Source organism: Advenella incenata, assembly GCF_004217095.1.
Classification (GTDB): Bacteria; Pseudomonadota; Gammaproteobacteria; order Burkholderiales; family Burkholderiaceae_B; genus Advenella; species Advenella incenata.
The window spans coordinates 920,412-937,523 of sequence record NZ_SHKO01000001.1 but is presented as its reverse complement, the minus strand read 5'-3'; the positions used below and the strand labels follow the sequence as shown (position 1 = coordinate 937,523).

Sequence of the window (17,112 nt, the reverse complement as noted above, 5' to 3'; positions counted from 1 at the left end):
AGATCTTGCATTCGGTTACGTGATTTGCCGCAATTTACCCTGCGTTCCCGTATAAAATCGGGGCGCAGTCATAAAATTTCAAATAAAAAACAACCTGCCTGTTTCATTTGCGGTGGGCTTGCAACAGAGGGATCAAGATGCGATTAGACGATCAGGAACAAAGCAGCAATGTGGAAGACCGCCGTGGGTCCGGCGGCGGTGGCCGTGGTGGCATGCGGCTGGGAGGGGGCAAGATCGGCATCGGCACAATCGTCGTCGCACTGGCCGCCTGGTATTTTCTGGGCATCAATCCGATGACCATTCTGGGCGGTGGCGATATCATGCAAGAGCCCGCCGGCCAGTCACAGCAAGCCGGCCAGCCGGTTGCCAATGACAAGGACAAAGTATTTATTTCCAAGGTGCTCAAAACCACCGAAAACGTCTGGACTGGCATTTTCAAGCAGAATGGTGGCACCTATCAGAATCCGGCACTGGTACTCTACTCCGGCGCCACCCGCTCCGCCTGCGGCGTGGGTCAGGCAGCGATGGGGCCGTTTTATTGCCCTGAGGATCGCAAGGTCTACCTGGACATGAGCTTCTTTCATCAAATGGGCGCGCAAATGGGGGTTCAGGGCGACTTTGCACAGGGCTATGTACTGGCTCACGAAGTTGGGCATCATGTGCAGAATCTGCTGGGCGTCATGGATAAAATGGCCCAGGCGCGCAGCTCAATGAACGAGCGCCAGGCCAACGATCTGTCGGTGCGCGTGGAGCTGCAGGCAGACTGCTTTGCAGGTATCTGGGCACATGAGCTGCAGAAAGAAGGCACGATTATTGAAGACGGCGACATCGAGGAAGCCATGAACGCTGCCGCAGCGGTTGGTGACGATCATATCCAGAAGCAGGCCCAGGGTTATGTGGTGCCTGACTCCTTTACGCATGGCTCTTCAGAGCAGCGCATGAGCTGGTTCAAGCGCGGCCTGGCCGGTGGCGATATGAAACAGTGCAATACGTTTGCGCAGCAGTGACGCTACCGCTTTGATCATTTGAACATCACCAAGACGGGGCGTTAGGCCCCGTTTTCAATTCAGAATTTTTTCTTGCTGGCTGCTTCGCTTTGATTGCGATGAATGTCATGCGTCACAAATGAAATATCATTATCGGGCATGGCAAGATAGTCGGGATGCGATAGCGTATTGCGAATATCCTTAAGCCCGGATTTCCAGTGATCGCGCATTGCACTCACACCGAACTGATAATCCTTGTTGTACGACTCGTACTCGCGATCACGGTAAATAAGCTGAATCACATTGCAGTGCTTGCTGTCGGCAATGGCCCGGGCCATATCCAGGGTTTCCGCATCCAGGCTGTGCTTGTCTGGCAACTGCTCCAGCACTTTGGCCATGACCGAGCGCATGCGCTGCATACGTGCCCATTGATTAGTCACGAGCCGGGTACGGCTGGAGTACTGGATTTCCTTGACCCGGTCATAGACCTGCAGCATATTATCCGGCAAATGCCCGCGGGCACTCCATAAATCCACCTGGAAGACCAGGGTGTCGGCGTTCACTTGCGCGTCCAGCACATAGCCAAGCGGCGTGTTGGACATGATACCGCCATCCCAGTAATATTCGCCATCGATCAGAACCGGCGCAAAGGCTGGCGGCAATGCGCCGGAAGCCATGAAATGCGCCGCTGTCAGGCGGTGCCTGTCGTTGCAGAAATAGGTGAAGTTGCCGGTGCGCACGTTCACTGCGCCGACCGACACGTTCAGATGCCCCTGGTTGATCAGGTCAAAATCACACAGCCGTTCAAGCGTCTCGCGCAATGGCGCCATATCATAAAAACCGATGTTCTCGACACTGCCTTTCGTATACAGCGAGGGCGGCGGAAAGCGCGGCGTGAAAAAGCCTTTTTGCCCATCCATCATGGCAGACATGCCATACATGGCCGACAAACTGCTCCGGGCCAGGTCATTGAGCTGGAACAGGCTTTGCTCCACCCACGGCATCAGACCAAAACCATTATTGGGCTGGCAGATGGTATCCCAGAACTCACGCAGTCGTTGCGCGCGTTTACCCGGTGGGTTTCCGGCAATGATGGCGGTGTTAAGCGCGCCAATGGAAATGCCTGAAATCCAGTTGGGTTCTATCCCCGCCTGCTCCAGGCCTTCGAATACGCCGGCCTGGTATGCGCCGAGCGCACCGCCCCCCTGCAAAACCAGCGCAATCCGCTCGTACTCGGGCAACTGAACCATGATATGCCTTACTGCATGAACCAGCCGTGGCTGACCACGACCGATTGACCGGTAAGCGCGTTATTAGGAAACGCGGCCAGAAACAGGGCAGTCTGGGCGATATCTTGCGGCGTCGTAAATTCACCGTCCACGGTACCGGCCAGCATCACGTTCTTGACCACTTCTTCTTCCGAAATACCCAATTCCTTGGCCTGCTCAGGAATCTGTTTTTCCACGATCGGCGTGCGCACAAAACCAGGGCAAATCACATGCGAGCGCACATTGTGAGCAGCGCCCTCTTTGGCCAGCACCCGGGCCAGCCCCAACAGGCCGTGCTTTGCAGTCACATAAGGGGCTTTCAGTTTTGAGGCCTCATGCGAATGCACCGATCCCATATAAATGACCACCCCTTTTTTGGCCTTATACATGTGTTGCAGGGCCGCCTTGGTGGTCAGGAATGCGCCATCCAAATGAATGGCCAGCATCTTCTTCCACTTTGCAAACTCGAACTTGTCGATAGATTCGATGGTCTGAATGCCTGCATTTGACACCAGAATGTCCAGCGCGCCAAAGTGTGCGACAAGATCGTCCACACCCTTGTTGACCTGCGCCTCGTCGGTCACGTCCATGGCGATGCCGAAGGCTTTTCCGCCCGCAGCGTTAATTTGCTCTGCCACCTTGTTGGCACCGTCCAGATTCAGGTCTGCAATGCCCACTGCGGCACCAGCCTTGGCATAGGTTTCGGCAATTTCCTTGCCCAGGCCACTGGCCGCGCCGGTAACCAATGCCACTTTGCCGGCGAGTGAGGTTTGTACTTCGGTTGTCATTACGTCTCTCCTGAAATTTCAATGAACGGGTGGCGGGTACTCGCCCGAAAGCAAGTCCTTGCCACTGGCGTATAAACAAATAGGAACTGAACAGCAGAATAACAAAATTATAGGCCCACTGATCTGGTTACGCAGTGGCGCAACAGACACATGTCGCAAATGGACGAAAAAAAAGCCAGAATCAGATTCTGGCTTTTTTTCCGGCTTATTCGACGACTGTTTTATTACGCAAACGAATATGTAGTTCACGCAATTGCTTTTCGTCGACGGGCGATGGCGCCTGGGTAAGCAGACACTGCGCGCGTTGTGTTTTAGGAAAGGCAATCACGTCGCGAATCGATTCGGCGCCGGCCATCATGGTTACCAGGCGATCAAGCCCCAGGGCCAGGCCACCATGCGGAGGCGCACCATACTGCAGCGCATCCAGCAGGAAGCCGAATTTGGCGCGGGCTTCTTCGTCGCTGATGTTCAGGGCACGGAATACCTTGCTTTGTACTTCTTCACGATGGATACGGACCGAGCCGCCGCCGATTTCCCAGCCGTTGAGCACCAAATCATATGCCTTGGCGTAGGCCTTGGATGGATCTGTGTTGAGAAAATCTTCGTGGCCATCTTTCGGGCTGGTAAAGGGGTGATGCGCGGCGAAATAACGACCCTCTTGTTCGTCATACTCGAACATCGGGAAATCAACCACCCACAACGGCTTCCAGCTGTTTTCGAACAGGCCGGTAGACTTGGCAAAGTCACTGTGGCCCAGCTTGACACGCAAGGCGCCCATGGCGTCGTTCACGACTTTGGCCTTGTCGGCGCCAAAGAAAATGATATCGCCGGCGGCAGCGCCCGAGCGTTGCAGGATTTCAGTGATCGCGGCGTCATGCAGGTTTTTCACGATCGGCGACTGCAGGCCTTCGCGGCCCTTGGCCGGGTCGTTGACCTTGATCCATGCCAGCCCCCTGGCGCCGTAGATGCTGACAAACTGGGTGTAGTCGTCAATTTCCTTGCGTGACAACTCGGCGCCACCGGGTACGCGCAATGCGACGACACGTCCACCCGGCTGGACCGCGGCAGCAGAGAACACCTTGAATTCAACGTCTTTCATCACATCGGTCAGCTCGGTGAACTCCAGCTTGACACGCATGTCCGGCTTGTCGGAACCGAAACGGCGCATGGCTTCGTCCCAGCTCATGATCGGGAAGCGCGCATCCAGGTCCACGTTCTGCACCTGCTTGAACACATGGCGCACCATGCCTTCAAAAATCTCACGAATTTCTTCTTCGTTCAGGAATGAGGTTTCACAATCGATCTGTGTGAATTCAGGCTGACGATCGGCGCGCAGGTCTTCGTCGCGGAAGCATTTGACGATCTGATAGTAACGGTCAAAGCCGGCCACCATCAGCATCTGCTTAAACAGTTGGGGCGACTGTGGCAGGGCAAAAAACTGCCCGTCATGTACCCGTGACGGCACCAGATAGTCGCGGGCGCCTTCGGGGGTGCTTTTGGTCAGCATGGGTGTTTCGATATCGATAAACCCCAGCCCATCAAGGAACTTGCGCACTTCGATGGAAACCCGATAGCGCAGCATCAGGTTGCGCTGCATTTGCGGGCGGCGCAGATCCAGGACGCGATGCGTCAGGCGAGTCGTTTCAGACAGGTTTTCGTCATCAAGTTGGAACGGCGGTGTGACGGACGCGTTGAGCACTTCGACTTCGCGGCACAGCACTTCAATTTCGCCCGAGACCAGCTCCTTGTTGGAGGTGCCTTCAGGGCGGCGGCGCACCAGACCGGTGATACGGATGCAGTATTCGTTACGGATCTCTTCCGCTATTGCAAAGGCCTGCGCATTGTCGGGATCAAAAACAATCTGTGCAATGCCTTCGCGGTCACGCAGATCAATAAAAATCACGCCACCATGATCGCGACGGCGATGTACCCAGCCGAAAAGGGTAACAGTTTGATCCAGCTGATCAAGGCTGACTTGACCGGTGTAGCAGGTACGCATGAAAAATGCTCCGAAATTCTTTGATTTTGTGTAAACGCTTGAAGCGGCACAGGCCAGAGGCACTGCGCCGCCGCTGGCAGGCGGCAAATTATGCAGCGCTGCCTTCAGATGAGGATGGGGTCGGCGCGGCTGCCGGTGCAGCTGCGCTTTGACCGGCACTGCCCGTGTCGGACTTGGCCGCAGCGTTGCCGGCGCCATTGGTGCCGCCGCCGCGGAAATCGGTTACATACCAGCCAGAGCCCTTGAGCTGAAAGCCGGCAGCAGTAACCTGCTTGGAAAACGTACTCTGGCCACACTCGGGACAGGTGGTCAGTGGCGCATCGGACATCTTTTGCAGCACATCCTTGGCATGGCCGCAGGCGCTGCATTTATATGCATAAATAGGCACAACGAACTCGCAAAAAAACAGGTGAAAAGGGATACAAACCCGCAATGGGACGACCCCAAAAATGGGGCGCAAATGGGAAGCCCACGGGACTTATCCCCAAATTAACCCCTTATTTTATCGCAATTTACAAGCCTGTATTTCCCAGAAGTTGCACAGGCAGCAAAAACATGGCCGCGGCTACCAGCGTCGGAATCAGCGCTGCCAGCAGCAGGTATTTGGGCGAGATCGCCTCATCGGGAAAACACCCCTTGAGGATGGAAAAGCCCGCCGGATTGGGTGCATTGGCGATCACGGTCAGACCACCGCCGGTCACCGCGCCGGCAACCAGCATATAGCGCCAGACCTCGTTGGTGCCTTCCACCAGGGAGCCCAGATAGGTTAATGCTGCGTTATCAGTAATTGCCGTCAATGCCGTTGCGCCCCAGTACAGCATCGCGGGCGACAGCCCGGCAAGCAGATCCTGCAGCCACCATTGCTGCAGCCCACCCAGCACAATCAGGCCGGCCAGAAAGAACGCTACCATCAGTGCCTCTTTGATCATCAGCTTGTCCTGATAGTGTTCGTAGGCAGTGCAATAGCCAACAAACAGCATCATCAACCCGATGAACACAGCCGGATGGTGCGCGAAAATCACAATGCTGGCCAGAAACGCCAGATGAATCAGAATGACAAACCACGGTATTGGCGCACGTTCGTCGCTATTGCTCCGGGTCTGCTCATTCGCGTGCTCGCCGGCCACCACCAGCTCCTTGCGCATCAAGAAAGTAAGCACGCTGGCGTTGATCACCACCGCAAGCGCCGCTTTCCAGCCGAAATGGGTGGCCATGTACACGGTATCCCAGCCAAATGTGCCCGCGACCATCAGCACCGGCGGCGCGGCATAGGAAGTAAGCACTCCACCGATGGAAATATTGACAAACAGCACGCCCACGGCCATGTATTTGAACCGGGTATGGCTGCTGTGATCAAAGAACGCGCGCTTGAGCAGCAAGGCGGCCAGCGTCATCGCCGCCGGTTCGGTAATAAACGAGCCGGCCAGCGGCACCAGCGTCAGGGTCAGCAAAAAGGTGGCGATGGAGGTCTGCAGTGGCAGCACACGAGCCAGAAAGCGCACCGTTGTGCCGACCATGACCAGGATAGGCCGGCTGGCAGCAACAACCATGATCGCAAATACGAACAGCGGCTCGGTAAAGTTTCGGCTGTCCATATATTTGACGGCGCTGTCCAGGCCGCCGGTCACGCCCATGAAGATGATCAGAATGGCCGCCCACAAGCCGAATACGGCCTCCACTTCGGAAAAGGCATGCCACAAGCCTGAGTGCGGCCCGCCCCGATGTGCTCTTCTGGCAAAAAACGGCACCGAAAAGGTGTGCACAATGGCGATCGCAAACAGCACCGTTGCGATCAACTCGATCTTGTCCGGCATTATTATCCTTTATTTGTTACTAACGAAATGGGGGGATTTTACGGACATCTCCATGAACATTTCAATCGAAACACAGGCAAATAAGGGTTTATCTGTGCACGATCCGAGCAGGCTACGCTTTGGCGCCGCCGCAAGCATCCAGCCACACCTGGCACAGCGCCTGCATACCGGCTTTATCCTCTTGGGTAAAACGGTCGGGCTTGGGGCTGTCCACATCCCAGACACCGATCAGTTTATCGTCCCTGAACAAGGGAATGACAACTTCCGAGCGGGATGCCGCATCGCAGGCAATATGGCCAGCAAAGGCAAATACGTCAGGCACAAGCTGAGCCTGGCCGGTCGCGGCAGCCGTGCCGCATACGCCTTTTCCCATCGCAATACGCACACAGGCAATCTTCCCCTGGAACGGCCCCAGCACCAACTCGTTGCCGTCGTAAAAATAAAAGCCGGCCCAGTTCAGATCGGGCACGGTGTGATACACCAGCGCCGCCAGATTGGCCGCGTTGGCAATATGGCTGGGCTCGCCGTCAAACAGCGAGCGCGCCTGGGAAACCAGTGTATCGTACATGGCCGGCACCGACTCAAAGCCGGAAGAATGATCGAAACTGAACATAATCTGTTTTGGATAGAGTGAGCGCCGCAATTGCGAGAAGACCGACTCAAAGCGAGGCGCCCACGCACAACAGACGGCGATGTTGACTGGCAGGCATGACTGGCAACACCATACCGCGGGACTCTGATTGTATCCACAAAGCGGGCCCTGACAGCCAAAACCACTGCCAGCGTTGCAGGAAATTGCGCCGCATCACCCGCACAGCCCCCTTGGCCGGCAAAACCTTTAAAATCCTCTTTTCAGAATCAAATACCTCGCGAACCCTTGCGATGCTCAGCACATACAATGACCAGCACTCACTCTGATCTTAACGACATTCACCACAACGACTGGGTGGAACATTATCTGCCCACGGCCTGGCGTCCGTATGCGCGGCTGTGCCGACTGGACCGTCCTGTAGGCACCTGGCTCACGCTGTTGCCCTGCATCGCGGCACTGATCCAGGCCCAGCACGGCGTGCCCACACTGCTGCGCCTTGTGGTTTTCTGCCTGGGCGCCTTGCTCATGCGCAGCGTGGGCTGCACTATCAACGACATTTGTGATCGCGACTTCGACAAGCATGTGGAACGCACCCGTTTTCGCCCATTGACCAACGGCCAGATCTCGCTCAAACAGGCCATTATCTTTCTGGTCGCACAATTGGTGGCGGCCGCCCTGCTGCTGTTTTTCATCAATAGCTACAGCCGCTGGCTGGCTGTGGCCCTGGTGCCGCTGGTGTTCATCTACCCATTATGCAAGCGCTTTACCTACTGGCCGCAATTGGTGCTGGGCATCGCTTTCAATTGGGGAATGCTGATGGCCTGGTCCGACACCACCAATAACGTACCGCTGGCTGCCGTTCTCATGTGGATGGGCGCGGTCACGTGGCAGATCGGCTACGACACCATCTATGCCTATACCGATATGAAGGACGACGAACAACTGGGGCTGCGCTCCACCGCGCTGCGCTTCAGGGACCAGGGCTTGACCTGGCTCATCGGGTTTTACACCGCCACCGTTATCTTGTGGACCGTGCCCGGCATTATGTTGGGGTTCGGTTGGCTTTATTACGCATCCATGCTGGCTATTGCCGTGCATTTCTATTGGCAGCTGTCTACCTTTGACATACAGAAACCGGAGCGCAGCTTTGCGCTGTTTCGCGCCAACATCTGGACCGGCAGCCTGCTGGTAGCCGGCTCGCTGGGCGGTACATTGCTGTAAACATCAACCGGACAGACCGAAGATCGAGCCGCGACGGCCGGCCGCCGGGCCTGTCGAGCCCCGTGCCTGGCACGGGTGGTTTGCTTTGCGCCATGTGGGTTCGCTGGAGCGCGCCCACGCCCGATTCAGGACCCGCCTGGACATCCGCTCGCAACGATTTTGTCGCCACAACCGGCCGACACTAAGCAAGAGCCACACCTGTGGTTAACCCGCATCCCAATAAAAAAAATATCAACAAATAATTCAATAAATCCAATGGTTAACCAAAAATAAAAGGGTTAACCCTAATATTAATTTAGCCGCAGATTCGGTACGCTCAGCGTCATCACCCGAACCAGACTTGAGTTGCATATGGCTACGACTACTACACTAGGCATCAAGGTCGATACCGACCTGAAAAACCGCCTTCAATATCACGCAGACAAATTGAACTGTACCCCACACTGGCTGCACAAGCAGGCGCTGATTACGTATCTGGAACAGATCGAGCGCGGCCTGACGCCCGACGAGCTTCGGCATCTGGCCCCTGCCGCCACAGACAATGACGGCGCCGTAACCTATTTGCAGGACAACCGCAAGCCGCCCTTCTACGAATTCGGCCAGGACGTGCAACCGCAATCGGTGCTGCGCGCCGCCATCACTTCGGCCTATCGCCGACCCGAGTCCGAATGCGTGCCCTTGCTGCTGGAGCAGGCGGCACTGGTCAAGCCCGAACAGACACGGGAACTGGCGCTAAAACTGGTCAAGTCGCTCAAAGAAAAAAGCCCCGGCGGCGGTGTCGAAGGCCTGATTCAGGAATTTGCCTTATCCAGCCAGGAGGGCGTCGCACTCATGTGTCTGGCCGAAGCGCTGCTGCGCATCCCGGACCGCGCCACGCGCGATGCGCTTATCCGCGACAAAATCAGCCACGGCGACTGGAAGTCGCATATGGGCAGCTCTCCCTCCCTGTTCGTTAACGCCGCCACCTGGGGGCTTATGCTCACCGGCAGGCTGGTGGCCGTCAACAGCGAGCAGAATCTGTCCAAAGCCCTCACGCGCATGATTGCAAAAGGCGGCGAGCCGCTTATCCGGCAGGGCGTGAACATGGCCATGCGCATGATGGGCGAACAATTTGTCTCGGGCCAGACCATTTCTTCAGCCCTGGCCAACAGCCGCAAATTCGAGGCCGAGGGCTTTCGCTACAGTTACGATATGCTCGGCGAAGCGGCCACCACGGCGGCCGATGCGCAACGTTACTATGAATCATACGAACAGGCGATTCATGCCATCGGCAAAGCCTCCGGCGGACGAGGCATTTATGAAGGGCCGGGCATTTCCATCAAGCTGTCCGCCCTGCACCCCCGTTACTCACGCTCCCAGCGCGATCGCGTCATGAGCGAACTGCTGCCGCGTCTGATTGCGCTGACGCGCCTGGCCCGCTCCTACGATGTGGGCCTGAACATTGATGCCGAAGAGGCCGACCGCCTTGAACTCTCACTGGATCTGCTGGAAGCGCTCTGTGCGACGCGTGAATTCGAAGGCTGGAATGGCATCGGGTTTGTGATCCAGGCTTACCAGAAACGCGCCCCTCACGTGATTGATTATGTTATTGATCTGGGCCGCCGCACCCGCCACCGCCTGATGGTCCGACTGGTTAAAGGCGCCTATTGGGATACCGAAATCAAACGCGCGCAACTGGACGGCCTGGAAGGCTATCCTGTGTATACCCGCAAGGTCTACACCGATGTCTCCTATCTGGCGTGCGCCCGCAAACTATTGTCGGCGCCCGATGCCGTGTATCCGCAATTTGCCACGCACAACGCGCAAACGCTGGCTGCCATTTATCACCTGGCAGGCAATAATTACTACCCGGGTCAGTACGAATTCCAGTGCCTGCATGGTATGGGCGAAGCGCTGTACTCCGAAGTAGTCGGCAGCAAAAAACTGAATCGCCCCTGCCGCATTTATGCACCCGTCGGCACACACGAAACGCTGCTGGCCTATCTGGTGCGACGCCTGCTGGAAAACGGCGCCAATACGTCATTTGTCAATCAGATCGGCGACGATAACATTGATATCAATACCCTGGTTGCCAATCCGATCGACGTAGCCAGCGCCATTACACCGCTGGGCGCGCCGCACGAGAAAATTGCGCTGCCGCGCGATTTGTACAGTATCGATGGCAAACCCAGCAGACGCAATTCCAGCGGCCTGGACCTGAGTAACGAGCATCGTCTGGGCTCACTTGCCGCAGCGCTGCTCAATGGTGCCACCCAGCCCTGGCTGGCCGCACCCACGCTGTATAACGCCGACAGCGGCGAGGCCGACACGGCAAACCGCAAGCCTTTGCTGAACCCCGCCGATCATCGCGATGTGGTCGGGCAAGTGATTGAAGCGAGTACGCAGGATGTGGATCAGGCCATGGCCGCAGCCGCCACAATGGCGCCCATCTGGCAAGCCACGCCCATCGAAGACCGGGCCCGCGCCTTGCGCCGCGCTGCGCAGTTGCTCGAGTCGCGCATGCAGCCCTTGCTTGGACTGATAGTGCGCGAAGCCGGCAAATCGCTGCCCAACGCTATTGCAGAGGTGCGCGAAGCCGTAGATTTCCTGCGCTATTATGCCGACCAGATCGAAGACAACTTCAATGAAGACCATCATCGTCCACTGGGACCGGTGCTGTGCATCAGCCCCTGGAACTTCCCGCTGGCGATCTTTACCGGACAGGTCAGCGCAGCGCTGGCAGCCGGAAACACCGTACTGGCAAAGCCGGCCGAGCAGACCCCATTGATTGCCGCGCAGGCCGTGGCCATCCTGCATGAAGCCGGTATCCCCAAAGAAGCGGTACAGCTGCTGCCAGGCGCAGGCGAAACCGTGGGTGACCAGCTGGTGTCACACCCGGATATTCGCGGCGTGATGTTTACCGGCTCCACCGAAGTGGCGCGCATTATTGCCGGCAAGCTGGCTGGCCGTCTGGACAACCATGGGCATCCGATCCCGCTGATTGCCGAGACCGGCGGCCAGAACGCCCTGATCGTAGACTCATCTGCCCTGGCAGAACAAGTGGTCTACGATGTGCTCAACTCCGCGTTTGATTCTGCCGGCCAGCGCTGCTCTGCCCTGCGCGTACTCTGTATTCAGGAAGACGCAGCCGATCACGTACTGACCATGATCAAGGGCGCCATGAAGGAATTATCCGTTGGCTGCCCCGATCTGCTGTCTACCGATGTCGGCCCGGTCATCGACACGCAGGCGCGCCAGATTATCGAACGCCATATACTCAAAATGCGCCAGTCAGGACATGCAGTGGAACAACTGCCAATGGACGCGTCTACCGAAAAAGGCACGTTTGTCTCACCGGCAATCATCGAGCTCAATGACATCAGCGAACTTGAGCGCGAAGTATTCGGCCCTGTACTGCATGTTGTGCGCTACAAGCGACAGGAGCTTGATGCACTGGTCGACAAAATCAATGCGACCGGCTATGGCCTGACCTTCGGCATCCATTCGCGCATCGATGAGACCATCGCCCGCGTCAGCAACCGTATCCATGCCGGTAATATTTATGTCAACCGTAATATCGTGGGCGCTGTGGTAGGGGTTCAGCCTTTCGGCGGCCAGGGTCTGTCGGGAACCGGCCCCAAAGCGGGTGGTCCCCTGTACCTGTATCGCCTGCTCTCGCAGGGCAACGACGATATGCCAAGAGGCATTGATCTGCCGGGCATCAATCCTGCCGGCACGCTCTTGCCCGGCCCCACCGGAGAGACCAATGTCTACCGCCTGGTGCCCCGGGGCACGGTGCTGGCCTGGCCTGCATCAGTCGAAGGCGCACGCCTGCAGTTGGAGCAAATTCTTGAAACCGGCAACCGGGCCTTGTTTGTGGATGCACCTTCAGTACGGGAGTGGATCGGCGCAGTGGCCAATGCCGACAATCGTCAGCGCATTGAATTTATTGCCGAAGAGCGGATAGACGATGCCGTCCTGGATGCGGCATTGTTCGAAGGCGATGGCGACACCCTGCGTCGCTTGAACTTGCAACTGGCCACAAAAAAAGGGCCGATTGTTATTGCCCAGGGCCTGCAAACCGATGAAATCGCGCAGGGGCATCGCTATGCCATCAGCGGCCTGGTGCACGAACAAAGCATCAGCACCAATACCGCGGCGGCCGGCGGCAATGCAAGCCTGATGACAATCGCTTAGTAGTTGCGGCAGAGCCGGAGCAGCGGGCAAAATCTTCGTGCCCGCTGCTCCGTTCCAGGTCGAGGGACGACCGTTTGGTCCGACGCGCCATTGTGCTTTGAGAAGTTCTGCCTTGGTGTTAGCCGCCAGCGCCGGCGGGCGTGCTCCGCCCAGCATTATCCGGTTGGGCGCCGGTGGCCGCCGGGGCGGCCTCATCAACGGGCGGAGGTTCCGGATTCGGTGACGCCGGCACGCCGGACTGTGGAACGGCAGCCGGATCACTGGCCGGCGGCAACGTCGGCCCGCGTTTGATATCGGCATTGGCGATGGTAATCAGGTCCTGACCGATTCTCTCGGACCAGTTCTGCAGCACCCCGGCCGTGGCACTTTTGAATGCCGCCTTCTGAGGATCAGTCAACCTTGTCACTTGCACACCTGCCTGCTCCAGCTGGCCAACCGTTTCATCCACTGCCTGGGCTGCTGCCTGAGACGTCAAAATTGGCGCAGTTTCGCTCATGGCCTGCTCGGCTGCTTCGCGCACGCGTTGCTGGTCGTCACGCGACCAGTTATTCCAGACATTCTTATTGACTGCGATAAAGATCGGCTCTGCCGGATAATTCCACACCGTCAGGTATTTCTGACCCATTTCATTGAACTTGAAACCGGTAAACACCGATAGCGGATTGTCCTGGCCATCAATGGCCTTTTTCTGCAGCGCATCGGGCACCCCGGTCAGATTCAGTTGCACCGGCGCAGCGCCCAGGGCTTTGAAAAAGTCCATGAACAGTGGCAAGCCAATCACACGAATACGCATGCCCTTCAAGTCGGCAGGCGCCTGCACCGGCCGCAGCGCATTGGTTAGCTGCCGATAGCCCGACGTGCCCCAGGCCAGGGTCACAATGCCCGCCTTGTCCATATTGTCACGCACCAGGTTGCCCAGGTCACCGCGAATCAGTGCCGCGGTCCCGTCGATATCCGGAACAAAAAAGGGAAGAGAAAATATCGACAGCGCGCGAAACTGGCTTGACCAGTTGCTGGCCGAAGCGACAGCCATATCAGCCACCCCCTGGCGCACCGCCGTCGCTTCACGGGTCTGCTCGCCTTTGACCAGCGAAGCGTTGGGATACATGCGAATGTTTACGCGCCCTTCGGTTTTTTCTGCCACCAGCTCGCGCCAGCGCTTGGCGGTGCGCCCGATGGCAATTCGCTCATCAGATACAAAGGAGAGCGAATACTCGGGCTTATAGCCGCCGGCGCTTTGCGCCAAGGCCGGATAGGCATGCAGCAGCAAGAACGCAGCACAGGCTCCAGGAAGAAAAAACCTGCACAATACTACCCTTTTCATTCCGTGAACATCCGTATTAGTGATTGATCGTACCTCGCATGTTACTGGAATTGATGCACAACTGTGATATTTTCACCGGCCTTGACGGTAATCACCCGGACATAGCGCGGCAAGTCCCCGTTTGTAATCATGACATTATAAGTGCCGGGATCCAGCCGCAAGCTGCGAAATGGCGGGCTGGCGCCGCGAGAGCGTCCATTAATGAACACATTGCCCCACGGCCGTATCACAAAGGAAACCGTCCCTTTTGACGTACTGCGTGTAGTGCCTGCGCTGCGCTCGGCACGTGTCTCGGCGGCACGCCGGCGTTCGCGCTCTTTTTTCAGGCGCGCATCTTCCTGGCGGGCTTTCTCCAGCGCCGCCTGCTCTTTGGCCTGATTCGCCTCCTCTTCGCGTGCAGCATCCGCCGCTTTCATTTCAACGGACTCGTTTGCCCCGGAGGTTGGCGCCACGTTTTGCGCTGTGGACGATTGGTCCGCAGCAACCGCACCCGCTGCACCGGCGGCAGCACCGGCAGCAGCACTGGCTGTTGCCTGATTGTCCGTAGTCGCATTGGTATTGGCTGCGTTGTCAGATCCGGTAGTCGCTGGCGTGCCGCTTTCTGTCGGCGTCTCTGCTCCGGCAGCAGAACTGGTGCTACCAGCCGTGGCTAAAGGGGCATCCTGGGCAAACGTACTGGTGCGCCCCGACGAGGTGGCCGCAGTGGCTGCGTCAGGCGCTGCGGATGTGGCTGTATCAGGCGCCGCTGGTGTGCTCGCAGCTGTGTCTGCGGCCGCACCTGCTGCAGGCGTCGTCGTGGACGGCGGTTGTTGGCTTGCCGCAGCCAGACGCGCTTCTTCCGCCTTGGTTGCTTCTTCGATGCGTCGAGCCTCCTGTTCACGACGTGCCTGCTCTGCAGCGGCCTGATCGTTGGCAGCAGCGCTACCGGCAGCGTCTGGGGTCTGCGTAGCGGGTTCACCAGTGGCACTCAGCGCATTGCTTTGCTCGGTGGGCATGGGGCTTGCGCCCGTTGCCGACGGTGCAGCGCCGCCTGCTGCTGCCGACTGCGCAGTGCCTGAACCGGAAGCCGGCTCAGTAGTGGCAGGCGATGTGCTCGCCGCCGATTGCGCCGAATCGGTTACCGGTGCGGTATTGCTGACGGCCTGGTCCTGACCCGCAGCTTCTCCCGTTGGCTCGGATGCCGACGGAGACTGTCCGGTCGCACCCGGTGCAGCCGTGCTCTCGGTATTACCGGCATCTGTCGGCGCAGCATTATTTGCAGTGGTGGCCGCATCAGTTGCTGGCGCAGCCTCGGAAGGCGACGGCGACGTGCCTGAAGAAGGTTTGCCGGTCTGGTCGGCAGTCGCCGATGGGGTTGTAGCCGGCGCCTGCGGCGTCACTGGCTCATTGGAGGTTGCCACAGGAGGGGTGTCGGCCTCTTGCTGACCGCCAAAGCCGAAATAGGCGCCTGCTGCGATGGCTGCCAGCACAACGGCAATCAGCAGCACCGGCGCATTCTTTTTTTCCTTCCGCGGTGGTGGCGGGCTAGCAGAACCGCCACCATCGGCGGCATCCGGCGGCGAACCGGATCCGCCGCTGCTGCCTGTACCATTTGTCTGGGCACCATGATGACCAGCCGTGGCTTTTTGTTCGCCAGCGCCTGCATCCGTTGCTGCGCCCGAGCTAGTGCTCACGTTTTTGGCTGCCGCATTGCCGGCCGCTGCAGCCGCTTGATGATCGGCACTACCCTGTGCACTTGCCAAATGAGCCGCGCCCGCCGCACCAGCTACGCCGGCAGCCCCCATGGCAGCCAGTCTGGCGCGTTCACTTTCATCGTGGTCAGACTGCGTTTCATGTGCCCCCGCGCTCGCGGACGCAGCAGCGTCGCTACGCGACTGGCTTTGCGATTGCTTTGCCCTGGCTTGTTCTGCCCTGGCTTGCTCTGCCCTGACCTGTTCTGCCCTGACCTGTTCTGCCCTGACCTGTTCTGCTCTAGTCTGTTCTGCTCTAGCTTGTTCCGCCCTGGCCTGTTCTGCTTTTACTTGTTCTGCGCGGAGCTGCTCCTGTCTGGCCGCTTGCTCGCTGGCTTGCGCTTGTCGCGCCTGTTCAGCCTTTGCTGCTTCGGCCTCCCGGGCTTTACGCTGCGCCTCCTCCTGGGCCGCTTGCGCCTGTCGCGCCTGCTCTGCCTGGTGTGTCGATTCCTGCTGGGCAACTGATCGTTGCCCGCCTGGCTCACCCTCGTCTTCGCCCCTGCCACTGCCCGCTGCGGGGCTCAGGATTCCCTGAGCGGCCAGACCACCGGCGACCGCGCCGGGCACCGCTATGCCGCCCGGTGCCGAAGGCGCCACCGGCATACCCGGGCTGGCAGCCGACAATCCCATCATGGCCGATAGTTCATCGATCGATTGCAAACGCAAGGCAGACTGCAGCACTGTGCTTAGATCCACCGTGCGCAGAAACTGGCGCGAATAGCCCGCAGGCGCGGCTGCCGCCAACGGTTCTTGCGTATCCTTAACAAAACGACGCACCGGGCTTTGCGGCGTCTGGCCGCAAATCATGGCCCGCAGCAGTGCACCCAGGCCGTAAACATCAGTCCAGGGGCCGATACGCCAGGCCGCATCGTCTGTCTGCAACTCGATGGCGGAAAAGGACTCCGTGCCCGGCACAACGTGGTTCCCTTGTTTGACAAAAGGCTGGCTGACACCCGGCAGCAGCTTGGCGCGACCTACCGGATCCAGAAACACGGTTTGCATAGACCACAGGCCATAGGCACGCTGCTGTGCATGCAGTGCCTTCAGTTGTGGCAGCAAATCCAGCACCAGATCTTCCAGCTGCCCCTGTGATGCAGATCCTGTCCCCAATCCGGTCTTGTCCAGCGGCTGCCATGAGGGGTCGACGTTGCTTATAAGGTCCTGTAACGAGGTCGCCATAATGTTGTTTCCTATGCCAGGCTTGTCAAATGCAT

The 17,112-nt window shown here is 58.3% G+C and carries 11 protein-coding genes; 3 read left to right on the top strand and 8 right to left on the bottom strand.

Features of this window, described 5'->3' with window-relative positions; genetic code table 11:
* The first annotated feature begins 137 nt into the window (after positions 1 to 137).
* Positions 138 to 1,007 (top strand): KPN_02809 family neutral zinc metallopeptidase, encoded by an 870-nt coding sequence (gene ypfJ / locus EV681_RS04240; RefSeq protein WP_130303366.1) that lies wholly within the window; start codon positions 138 to 140, stop codon positions 1,005 to 1,007.
* A gap of 59 nt (positions 1,008 to 1,066) precedes the next feature.
* On the opposite strand, the gene EV681_RS04235 is transcribed toward ypfJ, so the two are convergent.
* The 6 genes from EV681_RS04235 to EV681_RS04210 all read right to left on the bottom strand — a co-directional run bounded on the left by EV681_RS04235 (position 1,067) and on the right by EV681_RS04210 (position 7,468).
* Positions 1,067 to 2,236, bottom strand: coding sequence for a patatin-like phospholipase family protein (locus tag EV681_RS04235; protein ID WP_128396074.1), 1,170 nt, complete (start codon positions 2,234 to 2,236; stop codon positions 1,067 to 1,069).
* 8 nt (positions 2,237 to 2,244) lie between these two features.
* Complete coding sequence (locus EV681_RS04230; protein ID WP_014749496.1) at positions 2,245 to 3,042, bottom strand: 3-hydroxybutyrate dehydrogenase; 798 nt, start codon at positions 3,040 to 3,042, stop codon at positions 2,245 to 2,247.
* Between the two features lie 205 nt (positions 3,043 to 3,247).
* Positions 3,248 to 5,041, bottom strand: a complete 1,794-nt coding sequence (gene aspS / locus EV681_RS04225) for an aspartate--tRNA ligase (protein ID WP_128396073.1) — start codon at positions 5,039 to 5,041, stop codon at positions 3,248 to 3,250.
* Positions 5,042 to 5,129: 88 nt separating this feature from the next.
* Entirely contained in the window at positions 5,130 to 5,429 is a 300-nt protein-coding gene (locus tag EV681_RS04220) for an FmdB family zinc ribbon protein (protein ID WP_128396072.1), read from the bottom strand.
* Between the two features lie 124 nt (positions 5,430 to 5,553).
* Positions 5,554 to 6,855 carry a putative Na+/H+ antiporter gene (locus tag EV681_RS04215; RefSeq protein WP_128396071.1) on the bottom strand — a complete coding sequence of 434 codons (1,302 nt, stop codon included), beginning with the start codon at positions 6,853 to 6,855 and terminating at the stop codon, positions 5,554 to 5,556.
* Positions 6,856 to 6,967: 112 nt separating this feature from the next.
* Positions 6,968 to 7,468 carry a GAF domain-containing protein gene (locus EV681_RS04210; protein ID WP_128396070.1) on the bottom strand — a complete coding sequence of 167 codons (501 nt, stop codon included), beginning with the start codon at positions 7,466 to 7,468 and terminating at the stop codon, positions 6,968 to 6,970.
* A 285-nt stretch (positions 7,469 to 7,753) separates the two neighbouring features.
* Between EV681_RS04210 and ubiA the strand changes: the two genes are divergently transcribed.
* Positions 7,754 to 8,668 (top strand): 4-hydroxybenzoate octaprenyltransferase, encoded by a 915-nt coding sequence (ubiA, locus tag EV681_RS04205; protein ID WP_128396069.1) that lies wholly within the window; start codon positions 7,754 to 7,756, stop codon positions 8,666 to 8,668.
* A gap of 351 nt (positions 8,669 to 9,019) precedes the next feature.
* The gene (putA, locus tag EV681_RS04200) at positions 9,020 to 12,844 is read left to right on the top strand and encodes a trifunctional transcriptional regulator/proline dehydrogenase/L-glutamate gamma-semialdehyde dehydrogenase (RefSeq protein WP_130303365.1); all 3,825 of its coding nucleotides are present in this window, start codon (positions 9,020 to 9,022) and stop codon (positions 12,842 to 12,844) included.
* 118 nt (positions 12,845 to 12,962) lie between these two features.
* Here the strand turns inward: putA and dctP are convergent, their stop codons facing one another.
* Both dctP and EV681_RS04190 read right to left on the bottom strand, forming a co-directional pair.
* On the bottom strand, positions 12,963 to 14,168 hold the full coding sequence (gene dctP, locus EV681_RS04195) for a TRAP transporter substrate-binding protein DctP (protein ID WP_130303364.1): 1,206 nt from the start codon (positions 14,166 to 14,168) through the stop codon (positions 12,963 to 12,965).
* Between the two features lie 41 nt (positions 14,169 to 14,209).
* Positions 14,210 to 17,077, bottom strand: coding sequence for a hypothetical protein (locus EV681_RS04190; RefSeq protein ID WP_130303363.1), 2,868 nt, complete (start codon positions 17,075 to 17,077; stop codon positions 14,210 to 14,212).
* Positions 17,078 to 17,112: the final 35 nt, after the last annotated feature.

Excerpts from the sequence above, each read along its gene's own strand:
- ypfJ (WP_130303366.1), top strand. The coding sequence starts at position 138 with ATGCGATTAGACGATCAGGAACAAAGCAGCAATGTGGAAGACCGCCGT.
- EV681_RS04235 (WP_128396074.1), bottom strand. The coding sequence starts at position 2,236 with ATGGTTCAGTTGCCCGAGTACGAGCGGATTGCGCTGGTTTTGCAGGGG.
- EV681_RS04230 (WP_014749496.1), bottom strand. The coding sequence starts at position 3,042 with ATGACAACCGAAGTACAAACCTCACTCGCCGGCAAAGTGGCATTGGTT.
- aspS (WP_128396073.1), bottom strand. The coding sequence starts at position 5,041 with ATGCGTACCTGCTACACCGGTCAAGTCAGCCTTGATCAGCTGGATCAA.
- EV681_RS04215 (WP_128396071.1), bottom strand. The coding sequence starts at position 6,855 with ATGCCGGACAAGATCGAGTTGATCGCAACGGTGCTGTTTGCGATCGCC.
- EV681_RS04210 (WP_128396070.1), bottom strand. The coding sequence starts at position 7,468 with ATGTTCAGTTTCGATCATTCTTCCGGCTTTGAGTCGGTGCCGGCCATG.
- ubiA (WP_128396069.1), top strand. The coding sequence starts at position 7,754 with ATGACCAGCACTCACTCTGATCTTAACGACATTCACCACAACGACTGG.
- putA (WP_130303365.1), top strand. The coding sequence starts at position 9,020 with ATGGCTACGACTACTACACTAGGCATCAAGGTCGATACCGACCTGAAA.
- dctP (WP_130303364.1), bottom strand. The coding sequence starts at position 14,168 with ATGAAAAGGGTAGTATTGTGCAGGTTTTTTCTTCCTGGAGCCTGTGCT.
- EV681_RS04190 (WP_130303363.1), bottom strand. The coding sequence starts at position 17,077 with ATGGCGACCTCGTTACAGGACCTTATAAGCAACGTCGACCCCTCATGG.